The sequence below is a fragment of the Azonexus hydrophilus genome (assembly GCF_001956855.1).
In the GTDB taxonomy this organism is placed as follows: Bacteria; Pseudomonadota; Gammaproteobacteria; order Burkholderiales; family Rhodocyclaceae; genus Azonexus; species Azonexus hydrophilus_A.
This window is the reverse complement of the sequence record NZ_MTHD01000002.1, coordinates 278158-295489: the sequence shown is the minus strand read 5'-3', so window position 1 is coordinate 295489 and position 17332 is coordinate 278158. Positions and strand designations below refer to the sequence as shown.

Sequence of the window (17332 nt, the reverse complement as noted above, 5' to 3'; positions counted from 1 at the left end):
ACAGGTTCAAGTGCGGAGTGGTAGTTCAGTTGGTTAGAATACCGGCCTGTCACGCCGGGGGTCGCGGGTTCGAGCCCCGTCCACTCCGCCAGTTTTAAGCAGGATCGTTTTGAACGGTTCTGGAAGAAGGTTCGGCTGTTCTCCATTGGGGGTATAGCTCAGCTGGGAGAGCGCTTGCATGGCATGCAAGAGGTCCGCGGTTCGATCCCGCGTACCTCCACCAGACAACCGAACCAGTAAGTTTTTTGCAGTCCGGGTCCCCATCGTCTAGAGGCCTAGGACACTACCCTTTCACGGTAGGTACCGGGGTTCGAATCCCCGTGGGGACGCCAGTAATCTGGCAGCAGCACAGCTTTAAGTGCGGAGTGGTAGTTCAGTTGGTTAGAATACCGGCCTGTCACGCCGGGGGTCGCGGGTTCGAGCCCCGTCCACTCCGCCAACCCTTTTCAAGAAACCAGCTTCGGCTGGTTTCTTGTTTTCTGGGTTCACAAACTGACGATCCCATCCTGCTCGGTTATAATTGCGCGCTTTGCCGAACCCGTTCGCGCCTGGAGCATCGGTCAATGTCGCTTCCTGAAGTTCAGCCGCTGTATCGCCGTCTTGCCGGACTGATCGTCGGGATTGCTGCGCTCGCCACAGGCCTTCCGGCCAATGCCGACCTGGAATTGCACCCGCGTCTGCAAACCTCGATTCCCAGCCACTTTCCAGCCATTTCCGCCGACGGGCTGAGCATCCAGGAAATCACCGCACCGCCCGAACTGCCGCTGACCATCGACCTGACCCTGCGTTCAACCGACCTCTGGGAACGTCTGCGCAACGGTTTCGCGATGACCAACCTGAACAGCGACCTGGTCCTGCACTACCAGCAGTGGTACCAGAACCGCCCGGAAGCCTTGCGCCGGATGATCGAGCGCAGCCGCCCCTACCTGCACCACATCGTCGAAGAACTGGAAAACCGGGGCATGCCGACCGAACTGGCCTTGCTGCCGATGGTCGAGAGTTCCTTCAATCCGATGGCACATTCACCGGCAGCGGCCTCCGGCCTGTGGCAGTTCATCCCGGCCACCGGCAAGCGCTTCAAGCTGGAACAGAACTGGTGGCAGGACGAGCGCCGGGATGTCATGGCCTCGACCAGTGCCGCGCTCGACTACCTGCAGACCATCTACGACATGCACGGCGACTGGCACCTGGCGCTGGCTTCGTACAACTGGGGCGAAGGTGCAGTGAAGCGGGCAATCGAGAAGAACGAAGCGCGCGGCCTGCCGACCGATTACCCGAACCTGACGATGCCGAACGAAACCCGGCACTACGTCCCCAAGCTGCAGGCACTGAAGAACATTCTCGGCAACCCGGAAACCTTCGCCCGGCTCGGCCTGCCGTTCATCCCGAACGAGACCTATCTGGTCACCGCGGCGGCATCGCGGCCGATGGATGTCAAGACGGCGGCCCGCCTGGCCAACATGAGCCTGGAAGAATTCCGCCACCTGAATCCCTCGCACAACCGGCCGATCATCAAGCCGGATACGCCGGTCATCCTGCCGGCTGACCGCCTCGAAACCTTCAATGAAAACCTCGCCAACCACCACGCGCCGCTGACCCAGTGGCAGGCCTACGCGGTCAAGTCGGCCGAACGGGTAGGCGACATCGCCGCCCGGCTGGGCGTTTCCAGCAGCGAACTGATCCAGGCCAACGGCCTGCCCGGCAATGTCCGCCTGGCCGCCGGCTCGAAGCTGCTGGTCCCGGGCAACGGTAATTCGGAAAGCATGCAGCGCATGCTCGGCATGGAATCCTCACCGGCCATCATCCAGCCGGAACCGAAGAAATCCCGCGGCAAGAAGAAACTGAGCGCGAAGAAAAGCAGTGGCAAGAACACCGCCAAGGGTAGCCGTCCCACGGCCAAGAACACCAAGGCAACGGCCAGCAAGAAAATAGCGGCCAAGAAACCCGTCAAGAAGAAATAAGCAGGTTCATGCCACCCAGTGGCAGTTGACCGCATGCGTCGCCGACACGGCCGTGCGCTCCGGGTAACGCTCACGGCACACAGCCGTCGCCTTCGGGCAACGCGGATGGAAATGGCAACCCGTCGGCGGACTGGCCGGTGACGGCGTCTCGCCGCCAAGGCGGATGCGCCCTTCCCCACCATCCAGGCGCGGCACTGGCACCGCCGACAGCAAGGCCTGCGTATACGGATGACGCGGGTTCTCCAGCACCTCCTCCGCCCGCCCCTGTTCGACGATACGCCCGAGATACATCACCGCGACATCGTGCGCCAGGTATTCGACAACGGCGAAATTGTGCGTGATGAACAGGTAGGCAACGCCCAGTTCGGCCTGTAGTTGCTTCAACAGGTTGAGTATCTGCGCCTGCACCGAAACATCGAGCGCCGAGGTCGGCTCGTCGCAGACCAGCAGTTCCGGCTGCACGGCCAGCGCGCGGGCAATCGCGATGCGCTGGCGCTGACCGCCGGAAAACTCGTGCGGATAGCGGTCGACCGCATCATCGGGCAGACCGACCTGCTGCAGCAACGCCCTCACCGCCGCCGGCGCCTGACCGGCCGGTGCCGCAGCCAACGCACCGATACCCTCGGCAATGATCTCGCCGATGCGCAGGCGCGGATTGAGCGAAGCGAAGGGGTCCTGAAAAATCATCTGCAGATGCCGGCGCACCGCACGCAACCGGCGCCCGCGCAGCCCGACCAGTTCCTCGCCGGCCAGGCGGACGCTGCCGGAGGTCGGCGGGATCAACTGCAGCAGCGCCTTGCCGACCGTCGTCTTGCCGCAGCCGGATTCGCCGACCAGCGCCAGCGTGCGCCCCGGCGAAATCGTCAGCGAAACGCCGTCGACCGCAAAAACGTGGCCGACGGTGCGCTGCAGGATGCCTTTACGGATCGGGAAATGCACCTTGAGATCACTGACCGTCAGCAGTTCGCTTTTTTCCGAAATCTTACGGTCGACCGTGAAATCCGGTGATTTTTCAGCCGCCGCCGTCGTGCCCTGCCAGTGACAACGAACCGCGTGACCCGGCGTCGCCTCGCGCCATTCCGGCGAGCGCTCGCGGCACACCGGCATCACCTGCGGGCAGCGTTCGGCGAAGCGGCAGCCGGCCGGCATCGCCGCCAGCGATGGCACCTGACCGGGAATCGTCGTCAGCACCGTACCGCGCCGCGAGACTTCCGGCAGCGCGGCGAACAAGGCCTGCGTGTACGGGTGACGTGGTGTCGTGAAGAAGTCCTCGCGGCTCGCCACCTCGACCAGCTCGCCGGCGTACATGACGCCGATGCGGTGGGCCATGCGGGCGACGACGCCGAGGTCGTGAGTAATCAGCAACATGCCCATGCCGCGGTCGACCTGCAATTTGGCCAATAAATCGAGGATCTGTGCCTGCACGGTGACGTCGAGCGCGGTCGTCGGCTCGTCGGCGATCAGCAGTTCCGGCTCGCCGGCCAGCGCGATGGCGATCATCACCCGCTGCTTCATGCCGCCGGACAACTGGAACGGATATTCGTCGAGGCGGCGTTCCGGATCGGCAATACCGACTTGGCGCAGCAGGTCGAGCATGCGCTCGCGCGCCGCCGCACCGGCAAGGCCGAGATGGCGTTCGAGCACTTCGCCGATCTGGCGACCGACGGTGAGCACCGGGTTCAGGCTGGTCGCCGGCTCCTGGAAGATCATCGCCATGCGCCGCCCGCGCCAGCCGCGCATGTCGGCTTCCGCCAGCGCCAGCAGATCCTCGCCGTCAAGGCTGACCGAACCGCCGACAATGCGCCCGGCCGCCGGCAACAGCCGCATCAACCCCTGCGCGGTGGCCGACTTGCCGCAACCGGATTCGCCGAGCAGTGCAAAGGTTTCGCCGCGCGAAATGGTGAAGGAAATGCCGTCGACCGCAAGCAGCGTACGCCGACCGGCGGCAAAACCCAGACGGAGATCGGTCACTTCCAACATCATGCCACCCTCGGGTCGAATGCGTCGCGCACGGCGTCGGCGAACAGGTTGGCGGCGAGCACCAGGATGAACATGGCGCTGAACGCGGCGACCAGCGACCACCAGACGACCGGCTCGCGGCCGAGTTCCATGCGCGCGTTGTTGATCATCGTGCCGAAGCTGGTCATCGTCGGGTCGACGCCGATGCCGACGTAGGACAGCACAGCTTCGGCCAGCACCAGCCCGGAGAAATCCATGACCAGCGCGATGATGACGATGTGCATCAGGTTGGGCAGGATGTGGCGCAGGATGATCCGCCAGTTCGACACGCCAAAGGCCTGCGCCGCCTGGATGTATTCGAGTTCGCGCAGCTTCAGCGTCTCGCCGCGCAGCAGACGACAGAGGCCGGTCCAGCTGGTGATGCCGAGGATGAAACAGAGCGCCAGCAGGCGCAGGTCGGCACGCTCGGCGGCGGTGGCGAACCATTCGGGATGGCTGTCGATGACCACCTGCATCATCAGCACCGCAGCGGCAATCAGCAGCACGCCGGGGATCGAGTTGAGGACGGTGTACAGGTACTGGATCAGGTCGTCGACCCAGCCGCGGAAATAACCGGCGACGATGCCCAGCAGCACGGCCACCGGCAGCATCACCAGCGTCGTCACCAGGCCGATGATCAGCGCCGTGCGCACGCTCTTGAAGATCTGGTAAAGCACGTCCTGGCCGACCTTGTCGGTGCCGAAGACATGGTACTGGCCGGCCAGTGCGAACAACGGCACCAGCACCAGCAAGATGACCGCCAGCGTCGCCAGCACCGCGTTCCAGGCAAAAGCCGTCTCGCCGCGCCAGACGGCCCGCCAGCCGCCGCAACGCAGCGCCACGACACCGGCCAGCGCCAGCCAGCCAAGCGTCACCAGCGCGACGCTGCGGAATGCCGTCACGCCGACGTCGTCGGCCAGCGTCGCCGGATCGTCCAGATGCGCTCCGCCGAACTTCAGCCGCGGAAACTCGCGCACCGTGCCCAGCCCCGGCCGGTCGACGGTTTCCTTGGCGTAGAGATGCGTTGCGAACGGCGCCGAATAGGTCTTTTCATTTTCCGTGCGCAGCGGCCCGACCAGCGCGTCGAGCACCGACAGCACCTCGATTGCGTACTGCGTCTTGTCGCCCGGCTTGCCGTCGAGCGCGACGCGGTAATGCAGCGAATCGAGCAGGCCGACGCAGAGGAAGGCCAGCAGCACCGTCGCCGACGCCATGCCGGCGCGGCTGGCGCCAACGCGGCGCCAGGCGGCAAGCAGCGGCGGGCTTCTGGCGATCAGCACGCCGACGCCGATGCCACTGGCCAGCAACAGCCAGACCAGCACATCGGACCACAGGACGACGATCTGGAAACCCATCATGAGAAACGGATCCGCGGATCGACCAGAGTGTAGGAAATGTCGGTCAGGATCAGGCCGACGATGTACAGCACCGAGCCGATGAAGACCATCGAGCGGACGACGGCGAAATCCTGCGCCTGGATCGCGTCGATGGTGTAGCTGCCCAGCCCGGGAATGCCGAAGAACGATTCGGTCAGCAGCGAGCCCATGAACAGCAGCGGAATGACGACGACGACGCCGGTCAGGATCGGGATCAACGCGTTGCGCAGGATGTGGCGGAAGAACACGATGGTTTCCGGCAGCCCCTTGGCGCGGGCGGTACGCACATAATCCTTCGAGACTTCTTCAAGGAAGATCGTCCGGTACCAGCGCGTCGACGAACCGATGCCGGAAAGGACGCCGATGAATACCGGCAGGATCAGGAAACGCCAGGCGTCGAGGCCGTCGCCGAAGCCGGAAATCGGCACCAGTTTCCACACCTTGGCGATCAGGTACTGGCCGCCGATGATGTAGAACAGCCCGGATATCGACATCGCCGCAACACAGAGCACGACGCCCCAGAAATCGAAAGCGGTGGCGCGGAAGAAGGCCAGGATCAGCGCCAGGCTGACGGTCACGAACAGCCCGAGGATGAAGGTCGGCAGCGCGATGGCCAGCGACGGCCCCATGCGCGCGCCGATTTCGCGGGCGATGTCGCGGCCGTCCTCGGCACGGCCGAATTCGCCGACGAACATGCGCGCCGATTTCTCGAAGAAGATCGTCTCGGTCACCGTCGACAGCCCGGGCGCGGCGGAATTGATGAACAGCGGCTTGTCGTAGCCGCGCTCGGCCTTCCACTTCTCGATCGCCTCCGGCGTCACGCGCTTGATGCCCAGTTGCATGCGCGCCATGTCATCCGGCGTGTTCACGATGAAGAACAGCGCGAATGTGATGAGGTTGACGCCGATCAGGATCGGGATGGCGTACAACAGGCGGCGGACGATGTAGGCAAGCATTGGGGCGGATTATGGCAGAAGTCGCCGCCGTGGCGATCCCCTGCCCGCCCGTGTCAGCGCAGGCCGGCCTGTTTCAGGTCGGCAAGAAAGCGGGCGTAGATCGTCGCCAGCGCCCGCTCGGTGGCCTGGACATGCGCGCCGAGACCGTCGGCGCCGGCATTTTCCTCAGCGGCGTAGCGCCGGCTGAAGACTTCCTCGCGCCCCCGCACCAGCCGCAATTCCAGCGTCACGCTGGCGCTGGCCGCGGCGCCCTTGCCCAGCCGGTCGAAACGCAGCACCCGGCCCTCGATCCGCTGTTCGGCAAAATCCTGCTGCGAACTGCCGAGCGACGCCGCCAGATGCTCGCGCACCAGTTGCGCCGGCGGGTACAGCCACAGGTGATAGTGATACTGCCGGGAAGCCCGTGGCTCGCCCGCATCACCGTACACCAGCGGGCGTTCGGCGTAGATGCTGTCAGCCTCGAAGCGGCCGATGGCCGGCGCTGCCGTGACACCGGGCACGGGCTGGGCCTGCAGCCGGTAGAAGGTTTCGGCGGGGGCCGGCGGCACGGTGCCGCATGCGGTCAACCCCGCGAAAATGGCAAAAACCAGCGCAAGACGGCGGCTCATGGCTTTTCTCCTGAATCATCCTGCGGCGGCCGGCTCTGGATCAGTGCCGCCGGATTGTTGCGGATTGCCCGGCTGAATTCGTTCAGGTTGCGCCCGGCAGCTTCCAGTTGATACAGCAGCGCATCGGCCCGGCGCAGCGATTGCTGCAGATCCTGACCGCTGCCGGCGACGATCAGCCGCGAATCCTTCAACAGCCCTTCCAGCTCACGGCTGGTGCCGAGGATTTCCTGCGACAACTGGGCCAGCTTGAGCGAGGCTTCGTGGCCGTTCTTCAGCATCGCTTCCAGATGCTGGCGGTTGTCGTTGCTGAACATCTGATCGACGCGGCCGGCCGTGGCGTTCAGCCGGGTCATCGCCTGGCGCAGTTCCTGCAGCGTGGGCGGCAGGTTTTCTTCCAGGCTGCCGCCAACGCGGTCGACGCGCCGGTTGACCTGTTCGAGCAACGGCCGGATGCCTTCGTCGGCCAGCGCGCGCAGATCGCCGGCCAGCCCGGCCACGGTGTCCATCAGGTTGCCACTGGCCTCGCCGGGGATCTCGCTGCCGGCCGCCAGCAACTCGGCCGCCTCGCCGCTGCGGATATCGACCAGCGGCGCCGCGAGCAGGCCCGGCGAAGTGATGCGCGCCCGGCTGTCGGTCGGAATCGCCAGGGCTTCGCGCAACTGCAGCGTTACCCGATAGACGTTGCGCCCGTCCTGGCGCAGCGGCTCGATGCGTTCGATGTTGCCGATCTGGTAACCGTCCAGCGTCACCATCGAGCCGGCCTTGATGCCGGCGACGTTGGCGAAGTGCGTGACGTAGGGCGCGCCCGCCGCCGTCTGGCCGGTGATCCGGTACAGCCCGTACAGCAGCACGATGCCCATGGTCAGCACAAAGCCGCCGACGAGCAGGTAATTGAGGTTGTCGCGTTTCATGCTCGGATGATCTCCCGGGTCAGTCTTTCCAGGTATTCGTCAGGGTTGACCGCATCATTGCGCGGCGTCCGGTCGAGCAGCGAGCGGATGCGCGGATGCTCGCTGGCGCGCACGGCGGCAGCGGTGTCGGACATCAGGATGCGGCCCTGATCGAGGACGGTGATGCGGTCGGCGATCTTGAAGGCACTTTCCAGTTCGTGGGTGACGACGACGATGGTCATGTTCATCGCGTCGCGCAGCGTCAGGATCAGTTCATCCAGTTCGGCCGACACCACCGGGTCGAGACCGGCCGACGGCTCGTCGAAAAACAGCAGTTTCGGGTCCATGACGATGGCCCGCGCCAAGGCCGCGCGCTTGATCATGCCGCCCGACAGCTCGGCCGGCATCATGTCCTCGAAACCGGCCAGATTGACCACTTCAAGCTTCATCCGGCTCATGATGCGGATGGTGTTGTCGTCGAGCCGGGTGTGCTCGCGCAGTGGCAGTTCGACGTTCTCGCCGACCGTCATCGAATTGAACAGCGCCCCGCCCTGGAAGGCGACGCCCATGTTCTTGCGCAGGTCGAACATCTGGTCGGCGGACAGTTTCGTGATGTCCTGGCCGAGCAGCTTGATGCTGCCCGAAGTCGGCCTGTGCAAGCCGAGCAGGTGGCGTAGCAGCGTGCTCTTGCCGGAACCGCTGCCGCCCATGATGACCATGATCTCGCCTTGACGGGCGGTGAAATTGACGTCGTCGAGGATCTTGCGCGGGCCGTAGTGGGTGACCAGGCGCTCGACCTCGATGGCGTATCCGTTGGGCATCTGGCTGTTCATTCAGCGACTCGTGAAGAAGGAGAAAACCATGTCCACGAGAATGATCGCAATGCAGCACAGCACCACCGAACGCGTCGTCGCCCGGCCCACGCCCTCGGCCCCGGCGGCGACGTTGAAGCCGTTGCTGGCGCCGATCAGCGTGATGACGACGGCGAACAGCAGGCTCTTGGCCAGGCCTTCGAGCACATCGCCGGCGCTCAACACGGCGAAAGTCCGGTCGAAAAAGATGTTGACCGGAAGCCCCATGTCGCCGGCGCAGTACAGCGCGGCACCGAGCAGCGCCAGCAGGTCGGCCATCACTGTCAGCGCCGGCAGCGTCAGCAGCATCGCGGCCAGGATCGGCGCCACCAGGTAACGCACCGGGTTGATGCCGATGACGCGCAGGGCGTCGATTTCTTGCGAAATCTGCATCGTCCCGATACGTGCGGCGATCGCCGAGCCGGAACGGCCGGCGACGAAAATGCCGGTGATCAGCGGGCCGAACTCGCGCGTCACCGAAAAGGCGACACCGATCACCACCTGTTCTTCGGCGCCGAAAGTGCGCAAGGTATAGACGCCCTGAATCGCCAGCATCATGCCGGTGGCAAAAGCCGCCAGCCCGACCACCGGAATGGCGGCGACGCCAACGCCGATGGCTTCCTTGAAAATCGCCCCCAGACGCACCGGCTGCCGCCGCCAGCGGCCGAACAACAACCAGTAGCAGGCTTCGACGAACAGCGCGGCGATGTAGCCGACCTCGGCCAGCGCCGCCGCCGAACGTCGGCCCAGCGCCTCGACGCGGGCGAGCAGGAAGTCAGCCGCCACCGGCCAGCGCCTCGTCGAGCGAGGCGTACAGCGTGAATACCTTGTCCAGGCGCGCCAGCCGCAGCACGTTCAGCACCGGCTGGGCCACCGCCACCAGCGCAAAGCGGCTGCCCTGCTTGCGTGCCGTCTGGAAGGCCTCGACCAGACAGGCAACGCCGGAACTGTCCATGTAGCGGACGGCCGACAGGTCGACCAGCAGCGCCGACTTCGGCTGCAGCGCGTCAAGCAGCGCCTTGCGCACCTGCGGCGAGGCATGCATGTCCACTTCGCCGGCGATCCCCAGCCAGTCGAAATCCCCCGACTTTCGCGATGTAATCTCCACACCATCCCTCATGCGATACGTTTGCTGATCTGCAGCAAGTTGCCATAGCCCGCCGGTGCCGGCAGGTAATCGATGCCGTCGCTCAACTGGCGCATGAAATGCACCCCCAGCCCCCCCGGGCGAAGATCGTCCAGCGCCCGCGGACAGAGGTCGTCCAGCCCGGCGGGCCGGGCATTGTCGAGCACATGTACATGCAGCATGCCGCCATCCTGCAGCAGGCGCAAGCGGAAGACGGCATCCGGTGCGTAAGCGTAGCCGTGCTGGATGACATTCATGCACGCCTCATTGACCGCCAGCACCAGGTCGCCAGTCGCGCGCTCGCTCATGCCGGCGCCCCGGCAGGCGGCGTCGAGCGCAGCCCGCACTTCCGCCAGCGCCGCCGTCTGCGCCGGAAACTCGCGGTCGAAGATTGGCATCATCGCTGGCCTCACCGACCGATCGCCAGCAAGGTCAGATCGTCGCGCAAACGCCGGCCGCCAGCTTGCAGGGTCGCTGCCACCGCCGCCAGTTGCTCGCTTGCGGTCGACCGCGCGTGGGCATCGAAAATGGCCTGCAAGCCGTCCAGCCCCAGCATCGTGCCGTCTTCGCGATAACCCTCGGTGACACCGTCGGTGAACACGAACAGGCGCCCGTCGCCGAGCCGGAAGGAAACGATCTCGTAGCCCATGCCCGGCAGCACGCCGAGCGGTGGGCCGGCCAGCTCGAATTCCTCGTAACGGCCGTCGGCATGGCGCAGCAGCGGCGGCTGGTGGCCGGCGTTGGCCAGCCGGACTTCGCCGCTGGCCGGATCGAAGGTACCCAGCACCATGGTCACGAACATGCCGTACAGCGCCGTCTCGGCAATCTCGTCGTTGAGCGTTGCCAGCAGCCGGCCGATGTCGTCCTCGCGCTTGCCCAGACAGCGGAACAGGCTGATCGTCTTGGCCATCAGCAGCGCCGCGTTCATGCCCTTGCCGGAAACGTCGCCCAGGCCCCAGACGATGCGGCCGTCGGGCAGCGCAAAGAAATCGTAGAAATCGCCGGAGACTTCCAGCGCCGGCAGGTTGATGCCGCACACCGGAAATTCGCCGATCGGTGCTTGCGGCAGCAGGCCGCGCTGGATCTCGCGGGCCAGATCGAGTTCGCGGCGCAGGCGTTCCTGCTCGACCAGTGCCTCGGCCATGCGCGCATTGTGCACGGCCAGCGAAACGACACCGGCCAGCGCCTGCAGCAACTGCTGGTCAGCATCGTCGAAACAGGCGTTGGCGGCGCGCTTGTTGATCACCTCCAGCGCCCCCAGCATCCGCCCCTTGACCTGCAACGGCGCGCACAGAATGGAACGCGTCTGGAAACCGGTCAGCTCGTCGATTTTCTTCGAAAAATCACCGTCGACCGCAACATCGCGCACCATCTGCGCCTGCCCGGTACTCACCGCCCGCCCGACGATCCCCTGCCCGGCCGCCACCGACAGGCCGCGAATATCGACCGCGCCGGCACAGGCCTGACAGGTCAGCGTCGTCGCTTCGGCATTGAGCAGAAAAATCGATGCCGCCTCGACCTCCATGTACACCATGATCTGGGCGATGGCGTTGTCCAGCGTTTCCGCCATCGACAGCGACGCCGCAAAATCCTGGCTGATGCTGGCCAGCCAGTGGATGTCGCCGACCGAATCGGGCAGCAGGGCGGAAGATGGGGTACTCACGACAGATCAGGCTCCGGCAGCAGGGATCATTGCTCCCCGGCAATGTAATCCGAAGCCCGGCACGAAGGCAAAAAAAACCCCGCCGGAATCGGCGGGGCAAGATTGGCGTGATGCCAGAGGAGATTCGTCAAGTCAGTGATGGGCCGTGGCTGGCTGCGGCGTGTGGGCGATGTCCGGGGCCGGCGCATCGTCGAGGACCAGTTCCGGGTGATCGGCTTCGTCGATCGTTTCGTTGTTGAGCACGGCGCTCATCCGTTCCTGGTCGAGCGCGCCGCACCACTTGGCGACGACCAGCGTGGCGACGCTGTTGCCAACGAAGTTGGTCAGCGCCCGTGCTTCCGACATGAAGCGGTCGATGCCGAGGATCAGCGCCAGGCCGGCAACCGGTACGGTGCCAACGGCCGACAGCGTCGCTGCGAGGACAATGAAGCCGCTGCCGGTGACACCGGCAGCGCCTTTCGAGGTCAGCAGCAGGATCAGCAGCAGCGTGATCTGCTGACCGAGATCCATCGGCGTGTTGGTCGCCTGGGCAATGAAGACTGCAGCCATCGTCAGGTAGATCGAGGTGCCGTCGAGGTTGAACGAGTAACCGGTGGGGACGACCAGACCGACCACCGACTTCTGCGCGCCGGCATTTTCCATCTTGGCCATCAGGCGCGGCAGCGCCGACTCCGACGACGAGGTGCCAAGCACCAGGAACAGTTCTTCCTTGATGTACTTGATCAGCTTCCAGATCGAGAAGCCGTGGGCGGCAGCAATCGAGCCGAGGACACCGAAGACGAACAGCACGCAGGTCAGGTAAAAGGCGCCCATCAGGCTGGCCAGCTGGGCCAGGCTGCCGAGCCCGTGCTTGCCGATGGTGTAGGCCATGGCACCGAAGGCGCCGACCGGGGCGACCTTCATGATCACGCCGACGATGCGGAAGAAGACGTGCGACAGACGCTCGATGAAGTCGAACACCGGCTTGCCGCGTTCGCCAAAGGCGTGCAGTGCATAGCCGAAGAGGATCGAGAAGAACAGCACCTGCAGCATGTCGCCCTTGGCGAAGGCATCGACAACACTGGTCGGGATGATGTTCATCAGGAACTGCGTCGTCGTCTGCATCTGGCCGGGCGCCGCGTACTTGTCGATGGCCGAGGTGTCGAGCGTCGCCGGATCGACGTTCATGCCGACGCCGGGTGCCCAGACATTGACGACGACCAGGCCGATGACCAGGGCGATGGAACTGACGATTTCGAAGTAGAGCACGGCCAGACCACCGGTCTTGCCGACCTTCTTCATGTCTTCCATGCCGGCGATGCCGACAACGATGGTGCAGAAGATGATCGGCGCGATGATCATCTTGATCAGCTTGATGAAACCGTCGCCCAGCGGCTTCATCGCCGCGCCGGTTTCCGGATAGAAGTGCCCGAGCAGAACGCCGATCGTGATCGCGATCAGCACCTGGACGTAAAGGCTCTGGAATATCTTCTTCACTGCTTCCCCCTGATGTTTTTGGACATGGCGGGGAACCCATTCCCGGCCAATGGGCGGCGAGTATGGTGACAAGGCGATTGTTGCGGAATTGTGGCTTTCCGAATTGTGGTTAACCACAGTCATCCCAGCAGGCCATGGTCTATAATCCCGGCGCTTCTTCTTCCGCCACCCGCCAATGTCCGACGCCCGCACCGCCCGCTCAGCCCGCATGCCGATCCCGGCAGGTGGTGGCGCGTCCGTGCAGCTCGCCTTCAAGGTCACGGGGTCACCCGCCGTACTTTCCATGGCCGTGCGGGCGCGGCCAGGGCACTAGCCCGGCCTCCCCGCACGGCACCTTGCCCGGCGCCCACTCCGGCGCGCCGTTCAACGTGCAGTCCTGGCCGCGGCAACGCCGCAAATCCCTTTGCAAACGGCATCCACTGCCGCCACGACTGCCATCCAGCCACCGTTCCCGCAGGTTCGGTGGCGCAAGGTCATCGTGGAGACATCATGGAACTCACCAAGAGCCTGATCAAGGCAAAGCGCCCCTGCACCGACGGTTTTCGCTGGTTCGTCCGGCATTACGCCGAGCAGGGTCATTACCAGGAACTGCTTGACGCGCTCGTCGCCGACGGCCGCAGCGACGACGCCTGCTGGCTGCTCGACCAGTTCGGACCGACCGACGCCTTGCGGGTCGTCGATGCACTCGACGCCGAGGTTGTTGTCTTTGCCGGTACGCTCAAGGTCCTCGGCAATGTCGAGGCCGGCAGCCTGCTGCGCGTCGGCCGCAGCTTGCGTGCCGGCGGCGGCATCCGTGTCGATGGCGAGCTGCGGGTCGGCGAAGACCTGCGCGCCGAAGGCGGTATCCGCTGCGGCGGCAAGCTCGATGTCGGCGGCGAGCTGCGCGCCGGCTGGGGCGTCGAGGCTGCCGGGCCGCTGCGCTGCGGCGGGCGTATCCGGGTCAACTGGGATCTGCGTTGTGGCTCCCGCCTCGAAGCTGCCGACAACATCAGCGTCGGCCTCGACCTGCTGGCTGGCGGCGACGTGGTCTGCCGTAAAGGCCTGCAGGCCGGCGGCAGCATCACGGCCGAAGCCGGCCTGAAAACGGCCCAGGGCATCGTCGCCGCTGCCGCGATCGTCGTTGGCCATCACCTCGAAGCTGGCTGGGGCATCCGTGCCGGCGCTGGCATCGAGGCCGGCGGTACGATCCGCACCGGCGAAAGCCTGGTGGCTGGCGAAACGATCCGGGCCGGCAACGGCTACGGCATCTTCGCCGGGCTCGACGTTCCGCTCGCCGACTGGAAACAGAGCGCCCGCGTCTGCGCGGCGGCCCGCCCGGCACAGCTGATCAGCGGCTGCTGGATCGGCCGCGACGCATGCTGAGGGAGGAATCGCCATGGCATACGCCCTTGCCCTCCCCGGCCTGTCCTTCGCTTTCTGGCCGACGGCCGAACTGCGCATCGATGTCGACCTGCCGCCGGCCAGCCTCGAAGCCGAGCTGGCCGCCCTCGAACGGCGGCTGCGCACGCCGGGTGACAGCCTGTACGACTGCGCAACCCAGCCGGCGCCGCTACCCGGGCTGCATTTCCGCTACCGCGAAGCCGACGGCGAGCATTTTGTCTACGTCGTCGCCAGCGCCAGCGGCAGCCTTGTCGGCTACACCGTCTTCAACCGGCTGATCGAGGTCGACCGGCGTTGCGACCGCCACGTCCGTTCGCCGCATTCCAAGTACGCGCCGGCCTGGCAGGGACGCGGCATCGCCAGCGCAGTCTACGCCTGGGCGCTGGCGCAGGGCATCTGCCTGGTCAGCGGCGCCCGCCAGTCGCCGGCCGCCTTTGCCCTGTGGCAGTCGCTCGGCCGCCGCCAGCCACTGCATTACATCGAGATCCGCGACAAGCGCATCCACGATCTCGGTTGCACGATCGACGACGCGGTGCGCGACCGGCTGACGACACGGATGTTCCTCGCCGGCACCGGATGGACGCCGGCGCACCTGCGGCAGGCCGGCGTCATCCACGACGACGCCTGAGCCCTTCAAAAACCCGGGCGGACGCTGTCGACCAGATCGTGCAGCGCCGCCCGTAATCCGCTTTCGGCGCACCCGAGCAGGATGCCGTCTTCAAGCGCATCGCGCAGCATCTGCGTCAGCTCGCGGTAGTTGTCGTCGAGCACGCGGATCTTCTCGACGCAGGCCAGCGGCCGGCCGTCGGCGCGCAGCCAGAGCGGCGGCGCGAGTTCGTCGGGCAGTTTCATCGCAACGCGAAACTGCTGCGCTCGCCGACGCGTACCGCCGGGTCGTCGGCAGCAGCGACCGCGAAGCGGATCGGGACGATGCCGGGCAACTGTTCGCCGACCGGGGCCGAGACGGTGATCGAGACTGGCGTCAGGCTGCCGGCGGCGACGGCGAATTCGCTGTCGCCGACGATTTTCAGGGTCAACGGGCCGTCGACCGTAACAATGAAACGACGCGGCCGGTCGGCGATGTTGGCAAGCTTCAGCGTGTAGGCGTTCTCGATCTGCCCATCGGCGGTTTCGCGGGCGAGCGCGCCACGGTCGCGCAACACGTCGACGCGCAGCAGCGAGCGCTGGTCGAGCGTCCATGCCGTGAGGCCGGCGACCACCACCAGCACGCCGGCGTAGACCGCCAGCCGTGGCCGCCACAGCATGCCCGGTGCGGCCACCCGGCCGGCCAGTTCGTTCTCCGAGGCGAAGCGGATCAGCCCGCGCGGGGCGCCGATCTTGTCCATCACCTGATCGCAGGCGTCGATGCACAGGCCGCAGTTGATGCACTGGTATTGCAGCCCGTCGCGGATATCGATGCCGGTCGGGCAGACCTCGACGCAGATGCCGCAGTCGATGCAGTCGCCGGTCGTCCCGGCCTGACGGCGCAGGCTGCGCGGTTCGCCGCGCGGGTGGTCGTAGGCGACATTGCGCGTCGCCGGATCGAACATGACGCCCTGGAAACGCGAGTAGGGGCACATGTGCTGGCACACCGCCTCGCGCGCCAGGCCGGCCTGGATGTAGGTGAAGGCAGCATAGAAGATCAGCCAGAAGGCTTCCCAGGGGCCGGTGCTCAGCGTCGCGACGGTCGGCAGCAACTCGCGGATCGGCGTGAAGTAGCCGACGAAGGTGATTGCCGTCCACCCGGCCAGCACCGCCCAGATGCCGTGCTTCAGCAGCCGCAGCCCGAGTTTCTGCGCATCCATCGGCCGCTGGTCCAGTTTCAGCCGGGCCAGGTGATCGCCCTCGACCCGCGCCTCGATCCAGCTGAAGATCATCGTATATACCGTCTGCGGGCAGGCAAAGCCGCAGAACAGCCGGCCGGCCAGCGCCGTCGTCAGGAACAATGCGGTGGCTGCGGTGATCAGCGCGAAGGCCAGCAGCAGCGCGTCCTGCGGCCAAAGCACGAGGTCGAAGAAATAGAGTTTTTCGTGCGCGATGTCGAACAGCACCGCCTGGCGCACCGCGCCGTTGCTCTCCCAGGGCAGCCAGCACAGGCCGTAGAAAATGATCTGGGTGAACCAGACCATGCCCCAGCGCAGCTGGTTGAACCGGCCTTCGACCTCGCGGGCGTGGATTTTTCCCTGCCTGCGATACAACTCCAGCTTCGCTTCGCGAACCTTGCTGACCGGCTTGCCCATGCTTCTGTTCCTCGATGATTGATGCCCGTCAGTAGAGCACCGGCGAGAAAACAGGGACAGTTTCAGCTTGATCGATTTTCAACAGGCACAGATTTATTTGCGGTCAACGGCTGTACCGCGGGCAAATCCACGCATCTGTCCCTGTGATTAATCTGCCGTGCTGGAACAATGGCGGCATCGAATACGAGAAGGTAGCGGAATCATGGAGATGACCATCCCCGCAAGCGGGCGTGAGCCAGCAGCGGACAGCGGCGGGCGGATTCCCGGCAACAAGGGGATCTGGGTCGGCATCTGCTGCGAATTTGTCGAGTTCCTGGTGCTCTTTGCCGTCTATTTCGTGGCCCGCGCCCATTTTCCCGACGCCTTCTCGGCCGGCGCAGAAAAGCTCTCCCGCCTCGCCGGCACCTGCATCACGCTGCTGATGGTCAGCAGCAGTTTCCTCATCGCCTGCTCGGTCGCCAGCATGCGCGCCGGCAAGCGGCGGCAGTCGCTGTGGTGGCTGATCGCCGGGCTGGTCGTCGCCCTCGGCTATCCGGTCGCCAAGTTCCTGGAAATCCGCTGGAACCTGGCCAACGGCATCGACGGCGAAGCGGGCATTTTCTTCACGGTCTATTACTACCTGACCTTCAACCACCTGGTCCATGCCATGTGGGGCATCCTCGGCATGCTCTGGGTACTCGCCCGCCACCTTGCCGGCGCCTACGATGCCGGCGATCACGCCGGGCTGGAAGCGCTGGCCAGCTACTGGCACGCCACCGACATCATCTGGCTGATCATCTTCCCGTTTTTCTACGTCCTGGCCTGAAC

General features: G+C 65.4%; 17 protein-coding genes and 4 tRNA genes. 8 read left to right on the top strand and 13 right to left on the bottom strand.

Features of this window, described 5'->3' with window-relative positions:
* The first annotated feature begins 14 nt into the window (after positions 1-14).
* The 5 genes from BJN45_RS05945 (at position 15) to BJN45_RS05925 (ending at position 1961) form a co-directional block, all read left to right on the top strand.
* Positions 15-91, top strand: a tRNA-Asp gene (locus tag BJN45_RS05945).
* A gap of 56 nt (positions 92-147) precedes the next feature.
* Positions 148-223, top strand: a tRNA-Ala gene (locus tag BJN45_RS05940).
* A 33-nt stretch (positions 224-256) separates the two neighbouring features.
* Positions 257-332, top strand: a tRNA-Glu gene (locus tag BJN45_RS05935).
* 30 nt (positions 333-362) lie between these two features.
* Positions 363-439: transfer RNA gene (locus BJN45_RS05930), tRNA-Asp, on the top strand.
* A 124-nt stretch (positions 440-563) separates the two neighbouring features.
* Positions 564-1961, top strand: a complete 1398-nt coding sequence (locus BJN45_RS05925) for a transglycosylase SLT domain-containing protein (protein ID WP_076093075.1) — start codon at positions 564-566, stop codon at positions 1959-1961.
* A gap of 6 nt (positions 1962-1967) precedes the next feature.
* Here the strand turns inward: BJN45_RS05925 and BJN45_RS05920 are convergent, their stop codons facing one another.
* From BJN45_RS05920 to BJN45_RS05870, 11 genes are all read right to left on the bottom strand, one after another.
* Positions 1968-3941, bottom strand: coding sequence for an ABC transporter ATP-binding protein (locus tag BJN45_RS05920; protein ID WP_170873059.1), 1974 nt, complete (start codon positions 3939-3941; stop codon positions 1968-1970).
* Positions 3941-5314 carry an ABC transporter permease gene (locus tag BJN45_RS05915; RefSeq protein ID WP_076094125.1) on the bottom strand — a complete coding sequence of 458 codons (1374 nt, stop codon included), beginning with the start codon at positions 5312-5314 and terminating at the stop codon, positions 3941-3943. Before BJN45_RS05915 ends, BJN45_RS05920 begins: the two co-directional genes overlap by 1 nt.
* A complete protein-coding gene (locus BJN45_RS05910; RefSeq protein WP_076093071.1) occupies positions 5314-6291 on the bottom strand; it encodes an ABC transporter permease in 978 nt (325 codons plus the stop codon). The genes BJN45_RS05915 and BJN45_RS05910 overlap by 1 nt, the downstream gene beginning before the upstream one ends.
* Before the next feature lie 53 nt (positions 6292-6344).
* Positions 6345-6899 (bottom strand): ABC-type transport auxiliary lipoprotein family protein, encoded by a 555-nt coding sequence (locus BJN45_RS05905; protein WP_076093069.1) that lies wholly within the window; start codon positions 6897-6899, stop codon positions 6345-6347.
* Positions 6896-7810, bottom strand: a complete 915-nt coding sequence (locus BJN45_RS05900) for an MlaD family protein (RefSeq protein WP_076093067.1) — start codon at positions 7808-7810, stop codon at positions 6896-6898. Before BJN45_RS05900 ends, BJN45_RS05905 begins: the two co-directional genes overlap by 4 nt.
* Positions 7807-8622: an ABC transporter ATP-binding protein gene (locus BJN45_RS05895; RefSeq protein WP_076093065.1), complete on the bottom strand. Its 816-nt coding sequence runs from the start codon at positions 8620-8622 to the stop codon at positions 7807-7809. Before BJN45_RS05895 ends, BJN45_RS05900 begins: the two co-directional genes overlap by 4 nt.
* Positions 8623-9426: an MlaE family ABC transporter permease gene (locus BJN45_RS05890; protein WP_076093063.1), complete on the bottom strand. Its 804-nt coding sequence runs from the start codon at positions 9424-9426 to the stop codon at positions 8623-8625. It lies immediately after the preceding gene.
* A complete protein-coding gene (locus tag BJN45_RS05885; RefSeq protein ID WP_076093061.1) occupies positions 9416-9760 on the bottom strand; it encodes an STAS domain-containing protein in 345 nt (114 codons plus the stop codon). Before BJN45_RS05885 ends, BJN45_RS05890 begins: the two co-directional genes overlap by 11 nt.
* Entirely contained in the window at positions 9757-10167 is a 411-nt protein-coding gene (locus BJN45_RS05880; RefSeq protein WP_083650903.1) for an ATP-binding protein, read from the bottom strand. The genes BJN45_RS05885 and BJN45_RS05880 overlap by 4 nt, the downstream gene beginning before the upstream one ends.
* An 8-nt stretch (positions 10168-10175) precedes the next feature.
* Positions 10176-11429 (bottom strand): PP2C family protein-serine/threonine phosphatase, encoded by a 1254-nt coding sequence (locus BJN45_RS05875; RefSeq protein ID WP_076093059.1) that lies wholly within the window; start codon positions 11427-11429, stop codon positions 10176-10178.
* A gap of 132 nt (positions 11430-11561) precedes the next feature.
* Positions 11562-12905 carry a dicarboxylate/amino acid:cation symporter gene (locus BJN45_RS05870; RefSeq protein WP_076093057.1) on the bottom strand — a complete coding sequence of 448 codons (1344 nt, stop codon included), beginning with the start codon at positions 12903-12905 and terminating at the stop codon, positions 11562-11564.
* Between the two features lie 489 nt (positions 12906-13394).
* Here BJN45_RS05870 and BJN45_RS05865 point away from each other — a divergent pair, with 489 nt between their 5' ends.
* Together BJN45_RS05865 and BJN45_RS05860 are read left to right on the top strand one after the other, a co-directional pair.
* Positions 13395-14267: a hypothetical protein gene (locus BJN45_RS05865; RefSeq protein ID WP_076093055.1), complete on the top strand. Its 873-nt coding sequence runs from the start codon at positions 13395-13397 to the stop codon at positions 14265-14267.
* 13 nt (positions 14268-14280) lie between these two features.
* On the top strand, positions 14281-14913 hold the full coding sequence (locus tag BJN45_RS05860; protein WP_076093053.1) for a GNAT family N-acetyltransferase: 633 nt from the start codon (positions 14281-14283) through the stop codon (positions 14911-14913).
* 5 nt (positions 14914-14918) lie between these two features.
* Here the strand turns inward: BJN45_RS05860 and BJN45_RS05855 are convergent, their stop codons facing one another.
* Positions 14919-15137, bottom strand: a complete 219-nt coding sequence (locus BJN45_RS05855) for a hypothetical protein (RefSeq protein WP_076093051.1) — start codon at positions 15135-15137, stop codon at positions 14919-14921.
* Positions 15134-16525, bottom strand: coding sequence for a cytochrome c oxidase accessory protein CcoG (gene ccoG, locus BJN45_RS05850; protein ID WP_076093049.1), 1392 nt, complete (start codon positions 16523-16525; stop codon positions 15134-15136). Before ccoG ends, BJN45_RS05855 begins: the two co-directional genes overlap by 4 nt.
* Positions 16526-16733: 208 nt before the next feature.
* Between ccoG and BJN45_RS05845 the strand changes: the two genes are divergently transcribed.
* Positions 16734-17330 (top strand): cytochrome c oxidase subunit 3 family protein, encoded by a 597-nt coding sequence (locus tag BJN45_RS05845; protein ID WP_076094121.1) that lies wholly within the window; start codon positions 16734-16736, stop codon positions 17328-17330.
* Positions 17331-17332: the final 2 nt, after the last annotated feature.

Coding starts and splice junctions, on each gene's coding strand:
- BJN45_RS05925 (WP_076093075.1), top strand. CDS start 564: ATGTCGCTTCCTGAAGTTCAGCCGCTGTATCGCCGTCTTGCCGGACTG.
- BJN45_RS05920 (WP_170873059.1), bottom strand. CDS start 3,941: ATGTTGGAAGTGACCGATCTCCGTCTGGGTTTTGCCGCCGGTCGGCGT.
- BJN45_RS05915 (WP_076094125.1), bottom strand. CDS start 5,314: ATGGGTTTCCAGATCGTCGTCCTGTGGTCCGATGTGCTGGTCTGGCTG.
- BJN45_RS05910 (WP_076093071.1), bottom strand. CDS start 6,291: ATGCTTGCCTACATCGTCCGCCGCCTGTTGTACGCCATCCCGATCCTG.
- BJN45_RS05905 (WP_076093069.1), bottom strand. CDS start 6,899: ATGAGCCGCCGTCTTGCGCTGGTTTTTGCCATTTTCGCGGGGTTGACC.
- BJN45_RS05900 (WP_076093067.1), bottom strand. CDS start 7,810: ATGAAACGCGACAACCTCAATTACCTGCTCGTCGGCGGCTTTGTGCTG.
- BJN45_RS05895 (WP_076093065.1), bottom strand. CDS start 8,622: ATGAACAGCCAGATGCCCAACGGATACGCCATCGAGGTCGAGCGCCTG.
- BJN45_RS05885 (WP_076093061.1), bottom strand. CDS start 9,760: ATGAGGGATGGTGTGGAGATTACATCGCGAAAGTCGGGGGATTTCGAC.
- BJN45_RS05880 (WP_083650903.1), bottom strand. CDS start 10,167: ATGATGCCAATCTTCGACCGCGAGTTTCCGGCGCAGACGGCGGCGCTG.
- BJN45_RS05865 (WP_076093055.1), top strand. CDS start 13,395: ATGGAACTCACCAAGAGCCTGATCAAGGCAAAGCGCCCCTGCACCGAC.
- BJN45_RS05860 (WP_076093053.1), top strand. CDS start 14,281: ATGGCATACGCCCTTGCCCTCCCCGGCCTGTCCTTCGCTTTCTGGCCG.
- BJN45_RS05855 (WP_076093051.1), bottom strand. CDS start 15,137: ATGAAACTGCCCGACGAACTCGCGCCGCCGCTCTGGCTGCGCGCCGAC.
- ccoG (WP_076093049.1), bottom strand. CDS start 16,525: ATGGGCAAGCCGGTCAGCAAGGTTCGCGAAGCGAAGCTGGAGTTGTAT.
- BJN45_RS05845 (WP_076094121.1), top strand. CDS start 16,734: ATGACCATCCCCGCAAGCGGGCGTGAGCCAGCAGCGGACAGCGGCGGG.